Origin of the sequence: Kitasatospora sp. NPDC050463 (genome assembly GCF_040655255.1) — a bacterium.
GTDB lineage: Bacteria > Actinomycetota > Actinomycetes > Streptomycetales > Streptomycetaceae > Kitasatospora.
In genome coordinates this window covers 49,032-63,992 of the sequence record NZ_JBFAJO010000033.1, presented here as the reverse complement: position 1 = coordinate 63,992, position 14,961 = coordinate 49,032, and the positions used below count along the sequence as shown (strand labels likewise).

Genomic DNA, 14,961 nt, shown 5'->3' with positions numbered 1-14,961 from the left:
AAGTTATCCACAGACCTGGGGACGAGTCGACAAACCGGTATAGCCACTGCCCGTTTCGGTCGGAACATCGGTTAGCGGCTTAGATATGACTAATCGGACCAGAGTCACCCGTGTGCCAGCAAATCACCTGTCTGAGTGCTTCAATTCCCTCACTCGGGAAGGTCAACTGAGGTTTGAAACCTCAATTCTTCGGTTGCGTCCGCCGTCCCCACCCACCACCCGTCCATCCACAGCCTGCGGGCTCCTCCTGTGGATAACTCGACCCCGGGCGATTGCCCACAGGAGTTATCCACAGGAGGAGTCGAGTTATCCCCAGGGGAAATCCCCTACCGGTGGACGGGGCCCCGCCCGGTAGGCTTGGGCGCGTGATTGACCTTCGCCTGCTCCGTGAGGACCCTGACCGAGTGCGCGCCTCGCAGCGCGTCCGTGGCGAGGACGTCGACCTGGTCGACGCCCTCCTCTCCGCCGACGAACGGCGGCGGTCCTCGGGCAGTCGCTTCGACGAACTCCGCAACGAGCAGAAGACGCTCGGCAAGCAGGTCGCCAAGGCCCAGGGCGAGGAGAAGACCGCCCTGCTGCAGCGCACCAAGGCGCTCGCCGAGGAGGTCAAGGCCGCCGACGCCGAACAGGGCGTCGCCAAGGAGGAGGCCGAGCGCCTGCTCCGCTCGCTGGCGAACCTCATCGACCCGGCCGCACCGGTCGGCGGCGAGGAGGACTTCGTCACGCTGGAGGAGATCGGCACTCCGCGCGACTTCGCCGCCGAGGGCTTCGAGCCCCGTGACCACGTCGAGCTGGGGCAGATCCTCGGCGCGATCGACACCGAGCGCGGTGCCAAGGTCGCCGGCGCGCGGTCCTACTACCTGACCGGTGTCGGCGCGCTGCTGGAGCTCGCCCTGGTCAACATGGCGATCACCCAGGCCACCGCGGCCGGCTTCACCCCGATGATCACCCCCGCCCTGGTCCGCCCGGCCGCCATGGACGGCACCGGCTTCCTCGGCCAGGCCGCCGAGAACGTGTACTTCCTCGAAGAGGAGGAGCGCTACCTCGTCGGCACCAGCGAGGTCCCGCTCGCGGCGTACCACATGGACGAGATCATCGACGCGGACAAGCTGCCGCTGCGCTACGCCGGCTACTCGTCCTGCTTCCGCCGTGAGGCCGGCACCTACGGCAAGGACACCCGCGGCATCATCCGCGTCCACCAGTTCGAGAAGGTGGAGATGTTCGTCTTCACCACGCCCGAGGACGCCGAGAACGAGCACCGTCGCCTGCTGCAGTGGGAGAAGGACTTCCTCAACGCCCTGGAGCTGCCGTACCGGGTGATCGACGTCGCCTCCGGCGACCTCGGCTCCTCGGCCGCGCGCAAGTTCGACATCGAGGCCTGGATCCCGACCCAGGGCAAGTACCGCGAGGTCACCTCGACCTCCAACACGACCGAGTACCAGTCGCGCCGGCTCTCCATCCGGATGCGCGAGGAGGGCAAGGTCCGCCCGCTGGCCACGCTGAACGGCACCCTGGTCGCCGTCCCGCGCACCATCGTGGCGATCCTGGAGAACCACCAGCAGGCCGACGGCTCGGTGGTGGTCCCGGAGGCACTGCGGCCGTTCCTCGGCGGGCGTTCCGTCCTGCCCCCGGTCAAGTAGCGCCCACCGCACCACCGCCCGACTGCAACTCCCGGGAGACGCACGGCCCATGAGCAGTACCAGCCCCAGCCCCGTCTCCCCCGTCGCCGGTGGCGACCTGCCCTTCCGGCTGGTCGCCACCGACCTCGACGGCACCCTGCTCACCGGCGAGGAGACCGTCTCCGCGCGCACCCGCGCCGCGCTGGCCACGGCCACCGGCGCCGGCGCGGTGCACATCATCGTCACCGGCCGCTCGGCCGCCTGGGCCCGGCCGGTCTTCGACGAGATCGGCTACCGGGGCATAGCGGTCTGCGGCCAGGGTGCACAGGTCTACGACGCGGGCGCGCACAAGCTGCTCACCTCGCTCACCCTGGACCGCCGACTGGCCGCGCTGGCCGTCGCCAAGATCGAGGCGGAGACCGGCCCGCTGGCCGTCGCCGCCAACCAGGACGGCCTGGACGGCGACGTCCTGGCCGGACCCGGCTACGAACTGCTGATCGGCTCCGACCTGCCGGTGGTCCGGGTCGACAAGGGCGAGCTGTTCGCCTCCCCGCTCAGCAAGCTCTACATCCAACACCGCGGTCTGACCGACGACGCGCTCGCCGAGACCGCCCGCCGGGTCGCCGGTGACCTGGTCGGCGTCGTCATGGCGGGCGCCGGCATCGTCGAGCTGCTGCCGTTGGGCCTCTCCAAGGCCACCGGCCTGGCCGTCGCCGCCCGCCGCCTGGGCCTGCGCGCCACCGACACGATCGCCTTCGGCGACATGCCCAACGACGTGCCGATGTTCGGCTGGGCCGCGCACGGCGTCGCGATGGCCAACGCGCACGCGGAGCTGCTGGCGGTCGCCGACGAAGTCACCCTCGGCAACGACGAGGACGGCGTCGCCGCCGTCCTGGAGCGGCTCTACCCGCAGCGGTGAGACAGGGGCGGGGCCGTTCCACGGCACCCGGATGCTGACCGTCACAGGAAGAGTTTGTATGCTCCGCTGAAGCTCCGCGTCTCCCGGTGCGGTGCTCCTGTGCGGTTCTCCCGGCCGATCCGGGCCGTGCCCGCCGGACACGCACAGGATTGCTGCTTCCGCCGCTGAGAGGTACGCGCATGTCAGGCCAGTGGGACGAGAGCACGTCGGGGGCTGAAGGGCGGCGGCGCGCCGCGAACGCCCCCCGCAGCACCGGCGCCGCGCGCGCGGCCGGCACCCCGCGGGCCGGCGGCGGTTCACGCGGCGGGGTCGGCACCGAACGGCCGGCCGACGCCGCCGGTCGCGTCCCCGCACCCCGGCCGGGCGGCCGGGCGGAGGCCCGGCGGGCCGCCCAGGGCAAGGGCGGCGGCCGCGGCAGGGGCGACGGCTCGAAGCCCGACGGCGGAGTGTCCGACGGCGCCGCGACGGGCGGCCGGGCGGCCGCGCGCAACAGCCGCAAGCCCAAGCGGAACGTCAAGAAGGTCGTGGCCTGGTCGGTGGCCGGCGTCCTGGTGGTGCTGGCGGGCACCGGCGGCGCGATCTACTACAAGCTGAACGGCAACATCAAGTCCTTCGACGCGGACGCCATCGCCACCGACCGTCCGCCGGAGGCGGTCGCCGACGCCAACGGCAACAAGCCCGTCAACATCCTGCTGATCGGCTCCGACTCGCGGGCCGGCAAGAACAGCGACCTCGGCGGCGGCAACGAGGACGGTGCCCGCTCGGACACCACGATCCTGTTGCACGTCTACGCGGACCACAAGCACGCCGTGGGCATCTCCATCCCGCGCGACGCCCTGGTGACCATCCCGGCCTGCAAGCTGCCGAACGGCAAGTGGACCAAGGAGTCCCCCGGGCAGATGTTCAACTCGGCGTTCTCGGTGGGCAACAGCGAGTCCGGCAACCCGGCCTGCACCCAGAACACGGTGGAGAAGCTCACCGGCATCCGGGTCGACCACACCATAGAAGTGAACTTCGAGGGCTTCGCGGCGATGACCGAGGCCGTCGGCGGCGTCGACGTCTGCCTGCCGAACGACATCTACGAGGGGCACCTCAACCCCAACCTGGGCAAGAAGGGCAAGGTCGTCCTGCCCAAGGGGAAGCAGAAGCTCTCCGGCCAGAAGGCGCTGGACTACGTCCGGCTGCGACACGGCATCGGCGACGAGTCCGACGTCGGCCGGATGAAGCGCCAGCAGGCCTTCCTGGCCTCGCTGATGACCAAGGTCAAGGGCGAGGGCCTGAACCCGACCACGCTGCTGCCGCTGGCCGACGCCGCCACCAAGTCGATGACGGTCGACCCGGGGCTGGACTCGGCCAAGAAGCTGATGGACTTCGCGCTGTCGATGAAGAACATCGACCTGCACGACGTCAAGTTCCTCACCACGCCGTGGCGCTACAACGGCCCCCGGATCGACCTGGTCCACCCGGCCGTCGACAACCTCTGGAAGACCCTCCAGGCCGACCGCACCATCGACGGCGAGGACGCCACGGGCAAGCAGGAGGACGCGCCGCAGACCCCGACCGCCGCCCCCGAGACCACCCCGGCCGCGCCCCCGCCGGCCGCCGTGGACGGGCCGGTGAAGGTCGCGGTCTACAACGGCACCACCGCCGCCGGACTGGCCGCCAAGGCCGCCGAGACGCTCAAGACCGCCAAGGTCACCGTCACCGGGGTCACCACCGCCAAGAACACCACCAAGGCGACCACCACGGTGGAGTACGGCGCCGGCCAGAAGGCCAACGCGGAGAAGGTCGCGGCGCTGTTCCCGGGCGCCGTCCTGACGCCCACCTCGGCAGCCGGCATCAGCCTCGTCCTCGGCAAGGACTACGCCGCGGCCAACGCCACCACGGCCACCGCCGGCCCCAGCGTGCCGGCCCCGCTGCCCAGCGAGGTGGTCAACGAGGCCCGCTCCGCCGACGACGACATCTGCAGCAACGTCTCCTACGGATAGCCGCCGCCGGCCCCGCCGCCGGGACCCGGACACCCGGGGCCGGCGGCGGCGCGGCCGTCAGAGCGCGGCGCGGATCCAGCCGTCGACCAGGGCGGTGAGGTCCTGGTCGGCCTGGCCGTGCTCGACCACGTGGGTGCGGATGACGTCGCCGCCGCCGTGGCCGAAGAGACCGCCGCGCTTGTCCGCCTCCAGCACCACCTCGACCCGGTGCCCGGTGGTGACGAAGCTGACCTCCAGCGAGTTGCAGGCGTGCGCGTACTGCGGCGCGGCGGAGAACTCGATCTCCTGGTAGAACGGCAGCGTCTGACCGGTACCCCGGATGTGGCCGGCCTCCAGGTCGGCCGAGCGGAACCGGAAGCCGAGCTGCAGCAGGGAGTCCAGGATCCGGTGCTGCACCGGCAGCGGCTCGATCTCCAGCGGGTCGGAGTCGCCCTTGTCGAGCGCGCCCGCGATGTCGACCTCCGTCCGCACGCCGAGCTGCATGCCGTGCAGGTGCTGCCCGGCGACGACGGTGACCGGCGCCTCCCACGGCACCTGGACGGCGAACGGGATCGACCGGTTCTCGCCGGGTGCCAGCACCAGCGGCGCGGTGACGGAGAACCGCGCGAACGGGTAGAGGCCGGTGCTCTCGCCCTCCTCGTGCTCGATCTCCACCCGGGCGACCAGGGTCAGCGTGATCCCCCGGATGTCCGCCTCGACCGTCCCGCCGGTCAGCTCGACCGTCCCGTGCAGGGTGGCGCCGGGCCGCACGACCGGCGTGGTCAGGACGGTGTCGACGCCGGGACCGCCGACGCCCAGGGCACCGAGCAGCTTCTTGAACACCATGGGGGCGCTCTCCTCGAAATAGGGGTGGACCGAAGTCGTCGGGAGGAACGCCAGGACGGCCCGGACGGTTCCCCCGGACCGGCCGTGGGCCAGTTGTAGGATGACCGGGCAAAGCAGTTGTAGGATGACCGACGACCACCGCACGGGACCCGAGGGGAGCTCCGCCATGACCGCACCCGGCCACAGCCAGGACACCTTGCAGGCCGCCGGCCGGCGCTCCCTGGTGGACACCGCCATCGACCAGCTGCGCGAGCAGCTCGCCGCCGGCGCCTGGCCGGTCGGCTCGCGGATCCCCACCGAGCACGAGCTGGCCGAGCGGCTGCGGGTCGGGCGCAACACCGTGCGGGAGGCGATCCGGGTGCTGGTGCACGCCGGCATGCTGGTCTCCCGGCAGGGCGAGGGCACCTTCGTGCGCAGCACCAGCGACCCGGCCTCCGTCCTGCGGGGCGTGCAGCGCTCCGGCGTCCGGGACGTCCTGGAGGTCCGGGCGGCGCTGGAGGCCGAGGCCGCCCGGCTGGCGGCCCTGCGGCACACGCCCGAGGACATCGTCCGGATGCGGGCAGCGCTGGCCCGCGAGGCCGAGGTGATCGCGTCCCACCCGGAGCGCGCCGGCCGCGAGGCGACCGTCGAGCACGACCTGGAGTTCCACACCGCCGTGGTCGAGGCCGCGCACAATCCCGCGCTCACCGAGGTCTACCGCTACTTCGGCGCCTCGGTGCGGGAGTCGATGCGGACGGCCTTCGGCGACCACGAGATGCCCGAGGTGGTCGTGGCCACCCACGCGGCGCTGGTCGACGCGATCGAGAGCGGTGACCCGGACCGCGCCGAGGCCGCGTGTCGGGCGCTGCTCGCCGAGCCCACCGCGGCCGTCGAGCAGCTCCTCGCCGCCATCGCGGCCCGGAAGTAGACGGCGCCCGCCCTCCTTCCGCGCCCCGCACCCCCCGTTCACGAAAGAGCAGCACGCCCCATGGCCGTCACCCGTGCCCAGCAGCCGGTCGTCACCCACTCCCCGCTCCCCGTCCGCACCCGGCTGGCCCACCCCGCCCTGCTGCTGACCGGCATCCTGCTGGTCGCCCTCAACATGCGGGCCTGCCTGGCGGCGATCTCGCCGATGGTCGGCGAGATCCAGCACACCTTCGGCCTCTCCGCGACGGCGAGCGGTCTGATCACCACCGTCCCGGTGCTCTTCCAAGGCGTCGGCGCCCCGCTCACCCCCCGGCTGACCAGGCGGTTCGGCACCGAGCGGGTGGTGCTGGGCGCCGTGCTGGTGCTTGGCGCCGGCGTGCTGCTGCGGGTGCTGCCCTCGGTGGCCGCGCTGTACGCCGGCTGCGTGGTGATCGGTGTCGCGATCGCGGTGCTGAACGTCTCGATGCCGGGCCTGGTGAAGCGCGAGTTCCCGGGCCGGGCCGCGGCCATGACCGGTGTCTACTCGACCACCATGCTGGTCGGCGCGACGCTCGCGGCGGGCACCTCGGTGCCCCTGGAGCGCGCCCTCGGCGGCGGCTGGCAGGCCTCGCTCGGCGCCTGGTCGCTGCTGGCACTGGTCGCGGCGGTCGCCTGGCTGCCGCAGGTGCTGCGTTCGCGACAGGAGAAGGCCGCCGTGGCGGCGGTCCCCGCCGGCCGGCCGATCGAGGGTGTCTGGCGGTCGCCGCTGGCCTGGCAGATCAGCCTCTTCATGGGCATCTCGTCGCTGCTGGTCTACACCCTGGTGGCGTGGATGCCGACGATCCTGGCCGACCACGGGATGGACCGCGGCGAGGCCGGCCTGGTCTTCGCCTTCTCCAACCTGGTCCAGGTGGCCGGTGCCTTCCTGGTGCCGCTGCTGGCCGGCCGGATGACCCGGCAGCGGACGCTGGCCGTGGTGATGGCCGCGCTGAACGCGGTCGGCATCACCATCCTGCTCGTCTCGCCGGTGCCCGGCGCCTGGGTGTCGGCCGTCATCCTGGGCATCGCCCAGGGCGGCTCGCTCGGCCTCGCGCTCGCCTTCATCGTGCTGCGCACCGACAGCGCGGCCGGCGCCGCCCGGCTGGGCGGCATGTCGCAGGCGGTCGGCTACCTGGTGGCCGCGGCCGGACCGGTCGGCGCCGGGGCGCTGCACCAGCTGACCGGTGGCTGGAACATCCCGCTGGTGCTGATGCTGGTGCTGGCGGCGGTCGCCGCCGTGGCCGGCTGGGGCGCGGGCCGCAACCGGACGCTCTGAGGCACCGGGCACCCGGCCTGCGGTACCCGGTCTGCGGTACCAGGCCTTTGGCGCCCGTCCTGCGGTGCCCGTGCTGCGGTGCCCGTGCTGCGGTGCCCGTGCTGCGGTGCCCGTGCTGCGGTGCCCGTGCTGCGGTGCCCGTGCTGCGGTGCCCGTGCTGCCGGGCGGGCCGGGCCCGCCCGGCAGCGGGCTACTCCTCGGCGGCCAGGGTCAGCCCGGCCAGCCGTACCGAGGCGAGCACCGTGGCCGCCACCGTGAGCACCAGCAGCAGCGGGACGGCCACTCCGAGCGCGACGTCCGCGGTGATCGCGCCCTTCCCGGCCACCGCCTCGGCCACCGACAGCCCCCACTGCTGGACGCTGAGCGTCTTGGCGCCCTTCACGAAGTTGCCGATCAGGGACTCCCAGATCAGCGCGTACACCAGACCGGCCACCACCGCGTGCCGGGTGACCACGCCCAGCAGCAGGAACAGCGCGCTGTACGCCGCCCCGGCCACCAGCGCGGCGACGGTGTAGCCGAGCGCCAGGCCGTCCTGGGTGCCGTACAGCAGCAGGCCGGCCAGCAGGATCGGGATCGCCGAGAAGACCCAGGTGGTGCCGACCGCCACGACCAGCTTGGTGGTGATGATCTTCCAGCGGGGCAGCGGCTTGGCCAGCAGGTAGACGATCGAGCCGTCGTCGATCTCGGTGGCGATGGCGCCGGTGCCGACGACCAGGCCGAGGATCGGCAGCAGCGTGCCGAGGCCCAGCTGGCCGAGGATCTTGACGGTCAGGTCGTGCTTGTCCCCGCTGGAGCCGCTGGCGATCGCCGAGACGAGCAGCAGCAGGGCGGGGACCACCAGCAGCAGGATGCTGCGGCGGCGGCCCAGCAGGCCGCGCAGCGTCAGCCTGGCGACGGTCGGGTTCATGGTTGGTCGGCCTTCCTGGGGTCCGGTTCCGGTGGTGGTGCAGGACAGCGGGCCTAGGCGGAGACGAGGTAGGAGAAGACGCTCTCCAGCGACTCGTCGGCCGGAGCGACGGTGTACAGCCGGACGCCGGCCTGCTGGGCGACCTTCGGCAGCAGGGTGGTGAAGCCCTGGAAGTTGACCGCCTGGATCCGCAGCCCGCCCGCCTCGCCCGGCACCGCCCCGCCGTCGGGGCCCTGCGGGTCCAGCTCGATGCCGGCCGTGGACGGGTCCGCGATCAGCGCGGCCGCCAGCCGGCGGTCGTCGCTGGAGCGGACCAGGTAGCGGTGCGGCCGGTCGGTCATCAGCCGGCGGATCTTGCGGAAGTCCCCGGAGGCGGCGTGCCGGCCGGCCACCACGACCTCGATGTGCCGGGCCAGCTGCTCGACCTCCTCCAGGATGTGCGAGGAGAAGAGCACCGTGCGTCCGTCGGCTCCGAAGCGGCGCAGCAGCTCCATCAGCTGCAAGCGCTGGCGCGGGTCCATGCCGTTGAACGGCTCGTCGAGCAGCAGCACGGAGGGGTCGTGGACCAGGGCCGACGCCATCTTGACGCGCTGCTTCATGCCCTTGGAGTACGTCCCGGTCTTCCGGTCCTGGGCGTACTCCATCTCCACCAGCGACAGCGCTCGCCGGGCGGCGGCGGCCGGGTCGGCGAGGCCGTGGAGGTCGGCGTTGGCGAGCACGAACTCCCAGCCGGTCAGGTAGTCGTACATCGACTCCCGCTCGGGGACGAGCCCGATCTGCCGGTACACCTCCTGGTTGCGCCAGATCGGCGCGCCGTCCAGGGTCACCGCCCCGGTGGAGGGGGCGAGGAAGCCGCTCATCATGTGGATGAGGGTGGACTTGCCCGCGCCGTTGGGCCCCAGCAGGCCGGTGACGCCGGGACCGATCGCCATGCTGACGTCGTTGACGGCGACCACGTTGCCGAACCAGCGGGAGACCTTGTCGATGGTGATGGTGGCCATGACGCCCTCTCAGATCCTGCGGTTGTCAGATGTTGCGGTAGCGGCGCAGCAGCAGCGCGTACGAGCCGGCCACCATCGCGGCGCCGGTGGCGGCGAAGACCACCACACCGAGGACGCCGGGCGCGTGCATCCGGCCCGGGTCGCTCCCGAGGTCGAAGAGCTGGTTCACCAGGCTCTCCACCAGCCCGCCGGGCGAGAGCAGGGACACCCACTGCGCGGAGTCCGGCACGATGCCGGGACCGCCGCCGCTGATGCCGACGACGACACCGACCACGGCGGTGCTGATCGCCAGGTAGCCCATGATCGCGGCCACCCCGAAGCCGCGCCGCGGCGTGGTGGCGGCGATCACCAGCGCGACCGAGGTCGGCACCAGGGCGTACAGCACGGCCGTGACCAGGCCGTAGAGGAAGTGCGCGGTGTTGTGCCCGAAGTCCAGCCCGCCGAGCAGCGCACCGAGGTAGAGGACAAGCAGCGGCGCGGCCATCAGCAGCAGCTGGGCGCAGGCCATCGCGGCGAACTTGGCCCGCACGTAGTCGCCCCGGGTGATCGGGCGGGAGAAGTACAGCGGGACGGTGTGGTGCCGGAGGTCCCGCGAGAGCAGGACGGGCGCCTGGGCGGCCAGGAAGATCGAGACCAGCAGCCCGAGCATCCCCAGGTACTCCGGGTAGTCGACCGGCAGCTCGTCCTGCCGCTGGGTGAGCGCAAGCGCCACCATGATCGCGGCCGGCGCGGTGACCACACCGAGCAGCAGCATCGGCAGCACCTTGGACCGGCCGGAACGCCCGAGGCCGTACGCGGCGCGCAGGCTCTGGGTGAACAGCGAGCGGGTGGCGTAGGCCCGGCCGAGCCGGGGACCGGCGTAGCCGCGGTAACCGATGTCGTGGATGACGCCGGTGTCGAGCGGCCTGGCCTCAGACGGCAGCGCCATCTGCGGTACCTCCCTTGCTCTGCGTACCGCTGGTGTCGGTGAACAGCTCGGCGACCCGGTGGCGGCGCTGCTCCAGCCGGACCAGCCCGAGGCCGAGGTCCGCGACCGTGTCGCGGATGGTGTCGTAGGTGTCGTCGCCGGCGAGCCGCACCAGCAGGATCCGCGCGCCCTCCGACTGCACCGACAGCCCGGCGGCGGCCAGCCGCTCGCGCACGGCGGCGCTCGCGTCGCGGGTGTGGTCGTCGGGGAAGTCCGTCACCTCGACCGCGAGCGTGGCCGTCACCCCGGTGAACGAGGCGGTGGACGAGGAGCGCAGCAGCTTGCCCCCGTCGATGATCACCAGGTGGTCGCAGGTCCGCTCCAGCTCACCGAGCAGGTGGGTGGTGACCAGCACGGAGATGCCGAAGTCGGTGTGCACCCGGCGGATCAGCGCCAGCATGTCGTCCCGGCCGACCGGGTCCAGGCCGTTGGTGGGCTCGTCCAGCAGCACCAGCTTCGGGTCGTGCACCAGCGCCTGGGCCAGCTTGACCCGCTGCTTCATGCCCGTCGAGTACCCGCCCATCGGCCGGTACCGCTCCTCGTACAGCCCGACGTGGCGCAGCGTGTCGGCCGTCCGCTCACGGGCGGCGGCGGCCGGCAGCCCGGCCATCCGGGCCATGTGCACCACGAACTCCGTCGCCGAGACGTCCGGCGGCAGGCAGTCGTGCTCCGGCATGTAGCCGACCTGCTCGCGGATCCGCGACCCCTGGGTGGCGACGTCGAGCCCGAGGACCTGCCCCGTGCCGGAGGTCGCCGGGGCCAGCCCCAGCAGGATCTTGATGAGTGTGGACTTGCCCGCCCCGTTCGCCCCCACCAGGCCGACCACCCCGGGCTCCACCTCAACGGTGAGCTGATCGAGGGCAGTGACCCGGGGGAACCTCTTGGTGAGGCCGTCCGTCTTGATGACAGTGGACACGTCCCCCACCGTAGTGTGGCCGCCCTGTGCAGGTCATGAGCTCGAATGACGACGCCCCGTGATGCTGCGGTATGACATCGCCCCGATGATCCCCTAGGGGTTCCGGCGCAACACCTCCCTTGTATTCTTTGCGAATTCCTAACACGGGGGCCGCCGGGGAGAGTGCCCGGCAGGGAGGGACGTGAGCATGTCGGATCGCGCGACCGCATTTGACCGGATGATGAACCCCTGGGCGTACGACGCCGACGGGAACCTGACCGCCGCGGCCAGGCAGCAGGAGGGTGCCCGCACCCGGATCAACTCGGCGAACGCCCCCGGCGACGGCGGCACCGTCGGGGTCGATCCCGCGGCGCTGGACTCCGCCGCCAACTCGTCGGACCAGATCCACGGCCGGCTCAACGGGGACGGCCGGGCCGCCGACGACGAGACCACCCAGGTGGCCACCTCGCTGGCCAACTGGAGCACCGGCAAGGCGGCCGCGCAGACCGCCGCCACCTGGGACCAGCAGATCGCCGCCCTGAACAGCACCATCGGCGAACTCACCCAGGCCCTGCGGGAGAGCGCCACCAACTACCGGAACAACGAAACCGCCGTCAAGCACGACATGAAGGGCTGAGGGGGCGGACGACATGGTCGACTTCCACGAACTGAGCACCGCCAAGCTGGACGTCCTCGGCACCGCCGCCACCGCCTGGGAAGACGTCGTCAAGAAGCTGAAGTCCATGGACGAGGAGTGGGACAGCGCGGTCATCGCCAAGGTCAACTCCGCCAACTGGAGCGGACCCACCGCCGACCAGGCCCGGCCCAAGCTCCAGCGGGCCAACGAGCAGCTGACCGCCGCCGCCACCGAGGCGGGCGCGATCGCCTCGATCCTCAAGGACGCCGGACACGACTTCCAGGCCGCCAAGGCCAAGCTGGACAAGGCTGTCGCGGACGCCAGGGCCGCCGGACTGACCGTCACCGACGACGGCACCGTCAGCTGGCCGCCGGCCGACTCGGCGACCAGGCACGACCCGGACGCCAGCCGGTCCTACAACGACGAGTACCGCGGCAAGGCCGAGTCGGCCCGCAAGGCGATCGACGCGGCCGTCCAGGAGGCCACCGCCGCCGACGAGCGCGCCGCCTACGCGCTGCGCTCCGACACCGCCACCGACAACGTGAAGTCCTTCAACGCCAAGGCCGTCGGCGGCGGCCCCGAGGCGGACGGCATCCGGGCCGCCCAGCTCGCCGGCAAGGGCGGGAAGATCTCGGACGCCGAACTCACCGAGCTCAACTCGCTGTTGGCCGCCAACTCGAACGACCCGAAGTTCTCCACCCGCTTCTACCAGGACCTCGGCCCCAAGGGGACGCTGCAGTCCTGGAACAGCATGGTCGGCGACGAGCAGCAGTTCAACGGCGCCAGCGACGCCCGGTGGAAGCAGTACCAGGAGCTGCAGAAGAACCTCGGCCTCAACCTGGCCACCGCCACCCGCACCACCAACGAGCCCCACCTGTCCGACCAGTGGGCCGCCGACCTGCGCAAGGCCGGCTCCGAGACGATGTGGGACAAGCCCTACCGCCAGAGCGGCCTGGACTACTCGCCCTACGGCTACCAGGTCCTCTCCGGCATCCTGCGGACCGGCGACTACGACCCGCACTTCCTCAACCCGATCGCCGAGCACATCACCCAGCTGGACACCGACGACAAGTACTGGCCGGCCCCGGTGATGGGCCCGCGCAGCGACCGGCGCGGCTACAACCTCCTCGGCCAGGAAGGCGGTTCGGGCTGGGAGCCGACCACCGCCATCCTGGAGGCGATGGGCCACAGCCCGGAGGCGGCCACCAAGTTCTTCCACGACCAGCCGACCGCGTACAACACGGACGGCACCGTCAACCCCAACGGCAAGGCCAAGCCGGCCGACTACCTCACCTACTTCACGCACGACAAGGAGTACACCCCGGACACCGTCTCGCAGAAGAACGAGCTGCGCCAGCAGGGCATGCGCAGCGGTCCGGACGCGCTCGGCCACGCCCTGGAGGCGGCCACCACCGGCCGGCCGTACGACGACCACTCCGGCGTGTCGCCCAAGCACACCGCCGACCAGGCCGAGGTCATGAACCGGGTCGTGCAGACCTTCGGCACCCACGGCAACGGCGGCGTGCTCGACGACCTCAAGGGTGAGGACGCCAAGTTCGCGCCGCTGCGGGACAGCCTCGGACACATGACCGCCGAGTACATGGGCGACACCCAGCGCGCGCTCTCCCCGCACAAGGACGACCTGCCGGTCAACGGCGTCCCCGCCGGGCTGAAGGAGGCTCCGGTGCGCGGGCTGCTCGACGCGCTCGGCCGGGACCCGGACGCGTACGGCGCCGTGGTCAACGCCAACCAGGCGTACTCGACCGCGGTGGTGCGCGGCCACATCGACAGCGGGCAGACCGACTTCGCCCGGCTGGAGTCGGAGATCGACTCCACCTCCCGGGCCGGCGGTGTCATCAGCGGCATCCTCAACGAGGCCCGGGTCAACGAGGTCCACCAGGAGCACGCCTCCTCCGACAAGGAGTACAACGAGGCCCTGGAGAAGAACGCCGGTTACGCGTCGACGGCGTTCACCACCACGATCGGCCTGGCCACCGAACGGGTCCCGATCGCGGGCGAGGCGGCCAACTTCCTCGTCGAGCAGATCACCGACAGCGTGGTCAAGGCCAACGAGCGCGACACCAGCGAGGACGGCCGGCAGGAGGGCCGCGACTTCGTCGCCGAGGGCCGCGAGGGCGCGGCGGTCGGTGCCAAGCAGGCCGTCATCGATGCCGCCAACGGCACCAAGCTCAGCCCCGAGGACATCCAGCGGCTGGCCGACAGCGCCGGGGACCGGGCCCTCGACGGCTACACCGACGGCTCCTCCGGCAGCCAGAGCTCCAACGGGAAGGTCTCCGGGTGAGGGCGGTGAGGCGCCGGACGGCGGCGGCCGCGCTGGCGCTGGCCGCCGCCGCGGGCCTGGCCGGCTGCGGCAGCGACGGTGGCGGCAACGGCGGGGGCGGGTCGGCGGCGGGGACGGCCTGCGACGGCATCGTCCGCACCGGCGACGCCGAAGCCCTGCTCGACGAGGGCGCCAAGGCCTCGTACCGCCTCGACCGGCAGCTGGACGCGGCGCAGCAGCCCGGGCTCCAGCTGCTGGACTGCTCCGTCGAGGCCGGCAAGGGCCTGGGCCTGACCGTCCGGCTCACCGGCAGCGAGACCCCGGCCGGCGGCCTCCGGGCCCCGGCCCCGCCGGCCGGCGAGCCGGTCTACACGCTCGGCCTCGGCGACCGCGGCGGGGCCACCCGTTGGGGCGCCGACCTCACCTTCCGCTGCGACGGCAGCTATCTGAGGGCCGGCGCCAAGGCGCTGTACTTCACCGTCCAGGCCGGGCCGACCCCGCCGGCCGGGGGCGGCGAGCAGGCGGCCTCGCCGCGCTGGACGCCGCAGGCCTGGGCCCGCCTCGCCGCGGCCACCGCCGAGCGTGCCGCGCGCGGTCCGCTCGGCTGCAAGGCCGCGGTCGACTGGCCGACCGGCGATCCCGTACTCACCCCGGCGAGCCCGACGGACGGCGCCACGGCGACTCCGTCCGGCACCGCCGCGTGACGGAGGGTCGGCCGGCCC

General features: G+C 72.3%; 13 protein-coding genes. 8 read left to right on the top strand and 5 right to left on the bottom strand.

Features of this window, described 5'->3' with window-relative positions; translation table 11 throughout:
* Window positions 1-365 precede the first annotated feature (365 nt).
* The 3 genes from serS to AB0J08_RS21585 all read left to right on the top strand — a co-directional run bounded on the left by serS (window position 366) and on the right by AB0J08_RS21585 (window position 4,526).
* Window positions 366-1,640: a serine--tRNA ligase gene (serS, locus tag AB0J08_RS21595; protein WP_360636445.1), complete on the top strand. Its 1,275-nt coding sequence runs from the start codon at window positions 366-368 to the stop codon at window positions 1,638-1,640.
* A gap of 49 nt (window positions 1,641-1,689) precedes the next feature.
* Window positions 1,690-2,538: an HAD family hydrolase gene (locus AB0J08_RS21590; RefSeq protein WP_360636442.1), complete on the top strand. Its 849-nt coding sequence runs from the start codon at window positions 1,690-1,692 to the stop codon at window positions 2,536-2,538.
* Window positions 2,539-2,717: 179 nt separating this feature from the next.
* Entirely contained in the window at window positions 2,718-4,526 is a 1,809-nt protein-coding gene (locus tag AB0J08_RS21585) for an LCP family protein (RefSeq protein WP_360636439.1), read from the top strand.
* 57 nt (window positions 4,527-4,583) lie between these two features.
* Here the strand turns inward: AB0J08_RS21585 and AB0J08_RS21580 are convergent, their stop codons facing one another.
* Window positions 4,584-5,351: a sporulation protein gene (locus AB0J08_RS21580; protein ID WP_360636436.1), complete on the bottom strand. Its 768-nt coding sequence runs from the start codon at window positions 5,349-5,351 to the stop codon at window positions 4,584-4,586.
* A 166-nt stretch (window positions 5,352-5,517) separates the two neighbouring features.
* On the opposite strand from AB0J08_RS21580, the gene AB0J08_RS21575 reads away from it, so the two are divergent.
* Window positions 5,518-6,258, top strand: a complete 741-nt coding sequence (locus tag AB0J08_RS21575; protein WP_360636433.1) for a FadR/GntR family transcriptional regulator — start codon at window positions 5,518-5,520, stop codon at window positions 6,256-6,258.
* Between the two features lie 60 nt (window positions 6,259-6,318).
* Window positions 6,319-7,551 carry an MFS transporter gene (locus tag AB0J08_RS21570; RefSeq protein ID WP_360636430.1) on the top strand — a complete coding sequence of 411 codons (1,233 nt, stop codon included), beginning with the start codon at window positions 6,319-6,321 and terminating at the stop codon, window positions 7,549-7,551.
* A gap of 190 nt (window positions 7,552-7,741) precedes the next feature.
* Here the strand turns inward: AB0J08_RS21570 and AB0J08_RS21565 are convergent, their stop codons facing one another.
* Genes AB0J08_RS21565 through AB0J08_RS21550 form a run of 4 tightly spaced genes read right to left on the bottom strand, consistent with a single transcriptional unit; the run spans window position 7,742 to window position 11,342 of the window.
* A complete protein-coding gene (locus tag AB0J08_RS21565) occupies window positions 7,742-8,458 on the bottom strand; it encodes an ABC transporter permease subunit (RefSeq protein ID WP_360636427.1) in 717 nt (238 codons plus the stop codon).
* A gap of 53 nt (window positions 8,459-8,511) precedes the next feature.
* Window positions 8,512-9,459: an ABC transporter ATP-binding protein gene (locus AB0J08_RS21560; RefSeq protein WP_360636424.1), complete on the bottom strand. Its 948-nt coding sequence runs from the start codon at window positions 9,457-9,459 to the stop codon at window positions 8,512-8,514.
* A gap of 25 nt (window positions 9,460-9,484) precedes the next feature.
* Complete coding sequence (locus tag AB0J08_RS21555; protein WP_360636421.1) at window positions 9,485-10,387, bottom strand: ABC transporter permease; 903 nt, start codon at window positions 10,385-10,387, stop codon at window positions 9,485-9,487.
* On the bottom strand, window positions 10,371-11,342 hold the full coding sequence (locus tag AB0J08_RS21550) for an ABC transporter ATP-binding protein (protein WP_360636418.1): 972 nt from the start codon (window positions 11,340-11,342) through the stop codon (window positions 10,371-10,373). The genes AB0J08_RS21555 and AB0J08_RS21550 overlap by 17 nt, the downstream gene beginning before the upstream one ends.
* Window positions 11,343-11,529: 187 nt before the next feature.
* Here AB0J08_RS21550 and AB0J08_RS21545 point away from each other — a divergent pair, with 187 nt between their 5' ends.
* The 3 genes from AB0J08_RS21545 to AB0J08_RS21535 are packed head-to-tail and all read left to right on the top strand — an operon-like array spanning window position 11,530 to window position 14,943.
* Complete coding sequence (locus tag AB0J08_RS21545) at window positions 11,530-11,958, top strand: hypothetical protein (protein WP_360636415.1); 429 nt, start codon at window positions 11,530-11,532, stop codon at window positions 11,956-11,958.
* A gap of 13 nt (window positions 11,959-11,971) precedes the next feature.
* On the top strand, window positions 11,972-14,260 hold the full coding sequence (locus tag AB0J08_RS21540) for a DUF6571 family protein (protein ID WP_360636412.1): 2,289 nt from the start codon (window positions 11,972-11,974) through the stop codon (window positions 14,258-14,260).
* Window positions 14,257-14,943 carry a hypothetical protein gene (locus AB0J08_RS21535; RefSeq protein ID WP_360636545.1) on the top strand — a complete coding sequence of 229 codons (687 nt, stop codon included), beginning with the start codon at window positions 14,257-14,259 and terminating at the stop codon, window positions 14,941-14,943. The genes AB0J08_RS21540 and AB0J08_RS21535 overlap by 4 nt, the downstream gene beginning before the upstream one ends.
* Window positions 14,944-14,961: the final 18 nt, after the last annotated feature.

Excerpts from the sequence above, each read along its gene's own strand:
- AB0J08_RS21590 (WP_360636442.1), top strand. The coding sequence starts at position 1,690 with ATGAGCAGTACCAGCCCCAGCCCCGTCTCCCCCGTCGCCGGTGGCGAC.
- AB0J08_RS21585 (WP_360636439.1), top strand. The coding sequence starts at position 2,718 with ATGTCAGGCCAGTGGGACGAGAGCACGTCGGGGGCTGAAGGGCGGCGG.
- AB0J08_RS21580 (WP_360636436.1), bottom strand. The coding sequence starts at position 5,351 with ATGGTGTTCAAGAAGCTGCTCGGTGCCCTGGGCGTCGGCGGTCCCGGC.
- AB0J08_RS21575 (WP_360636433.1), top strand. The coding sequence starts at position 5,518 with ATGACCGCACCCGGCCACAGCCAGGACACCTTGCAGGCCGCCGGCCGG.
- AB0J08_RS21570 (WP_360636430.1), top strand. The coding sequence starts at position 6,319 with ATGGCCGTCACCCGTGCCCAGCAGCCGGTCGTCACCCACTCCCCGCTC.
- AB0J08_RS21565 (WP_360636427.1), bottom strand. The coding sequence starts at position 8,458 with ATGAACCCGACCGTCGCCAGGCTGACGCTGCGCGGCCTGCTGGGCCGC.
- AB0J08_RS21560 (WP_360636424.1), bottom strand. The coding sequence starts at position 9,459 with ATGGCCACCATCACCATCGACAAGGTCTCCCGCTGGTTCGGCAACGTG.
- AB0J08_RS21555 (WP_360636421.1), bottom strand. The coding sequence starts at position 10,387 with ATGGCGCTGCCGTCTGAGGCCAGGCCGCTCGACACCGGCGTCATCCAC.
- AB0J08_RS21545 (WP_360636415.1), top strand. The coding sequence starts at position 11,530 with ATGTCGGATCGCGCGACCGCATTTGACCGGATGATGAACCCCTGGGCG.
- AB0J08_RS21540 (WP_360636412.1), top strand. The coding sequence starts at position 11,972 with ATGGTCGACTTCCACGAACTGAGCACCGCCAAGCTGGACGTCCTCGGC.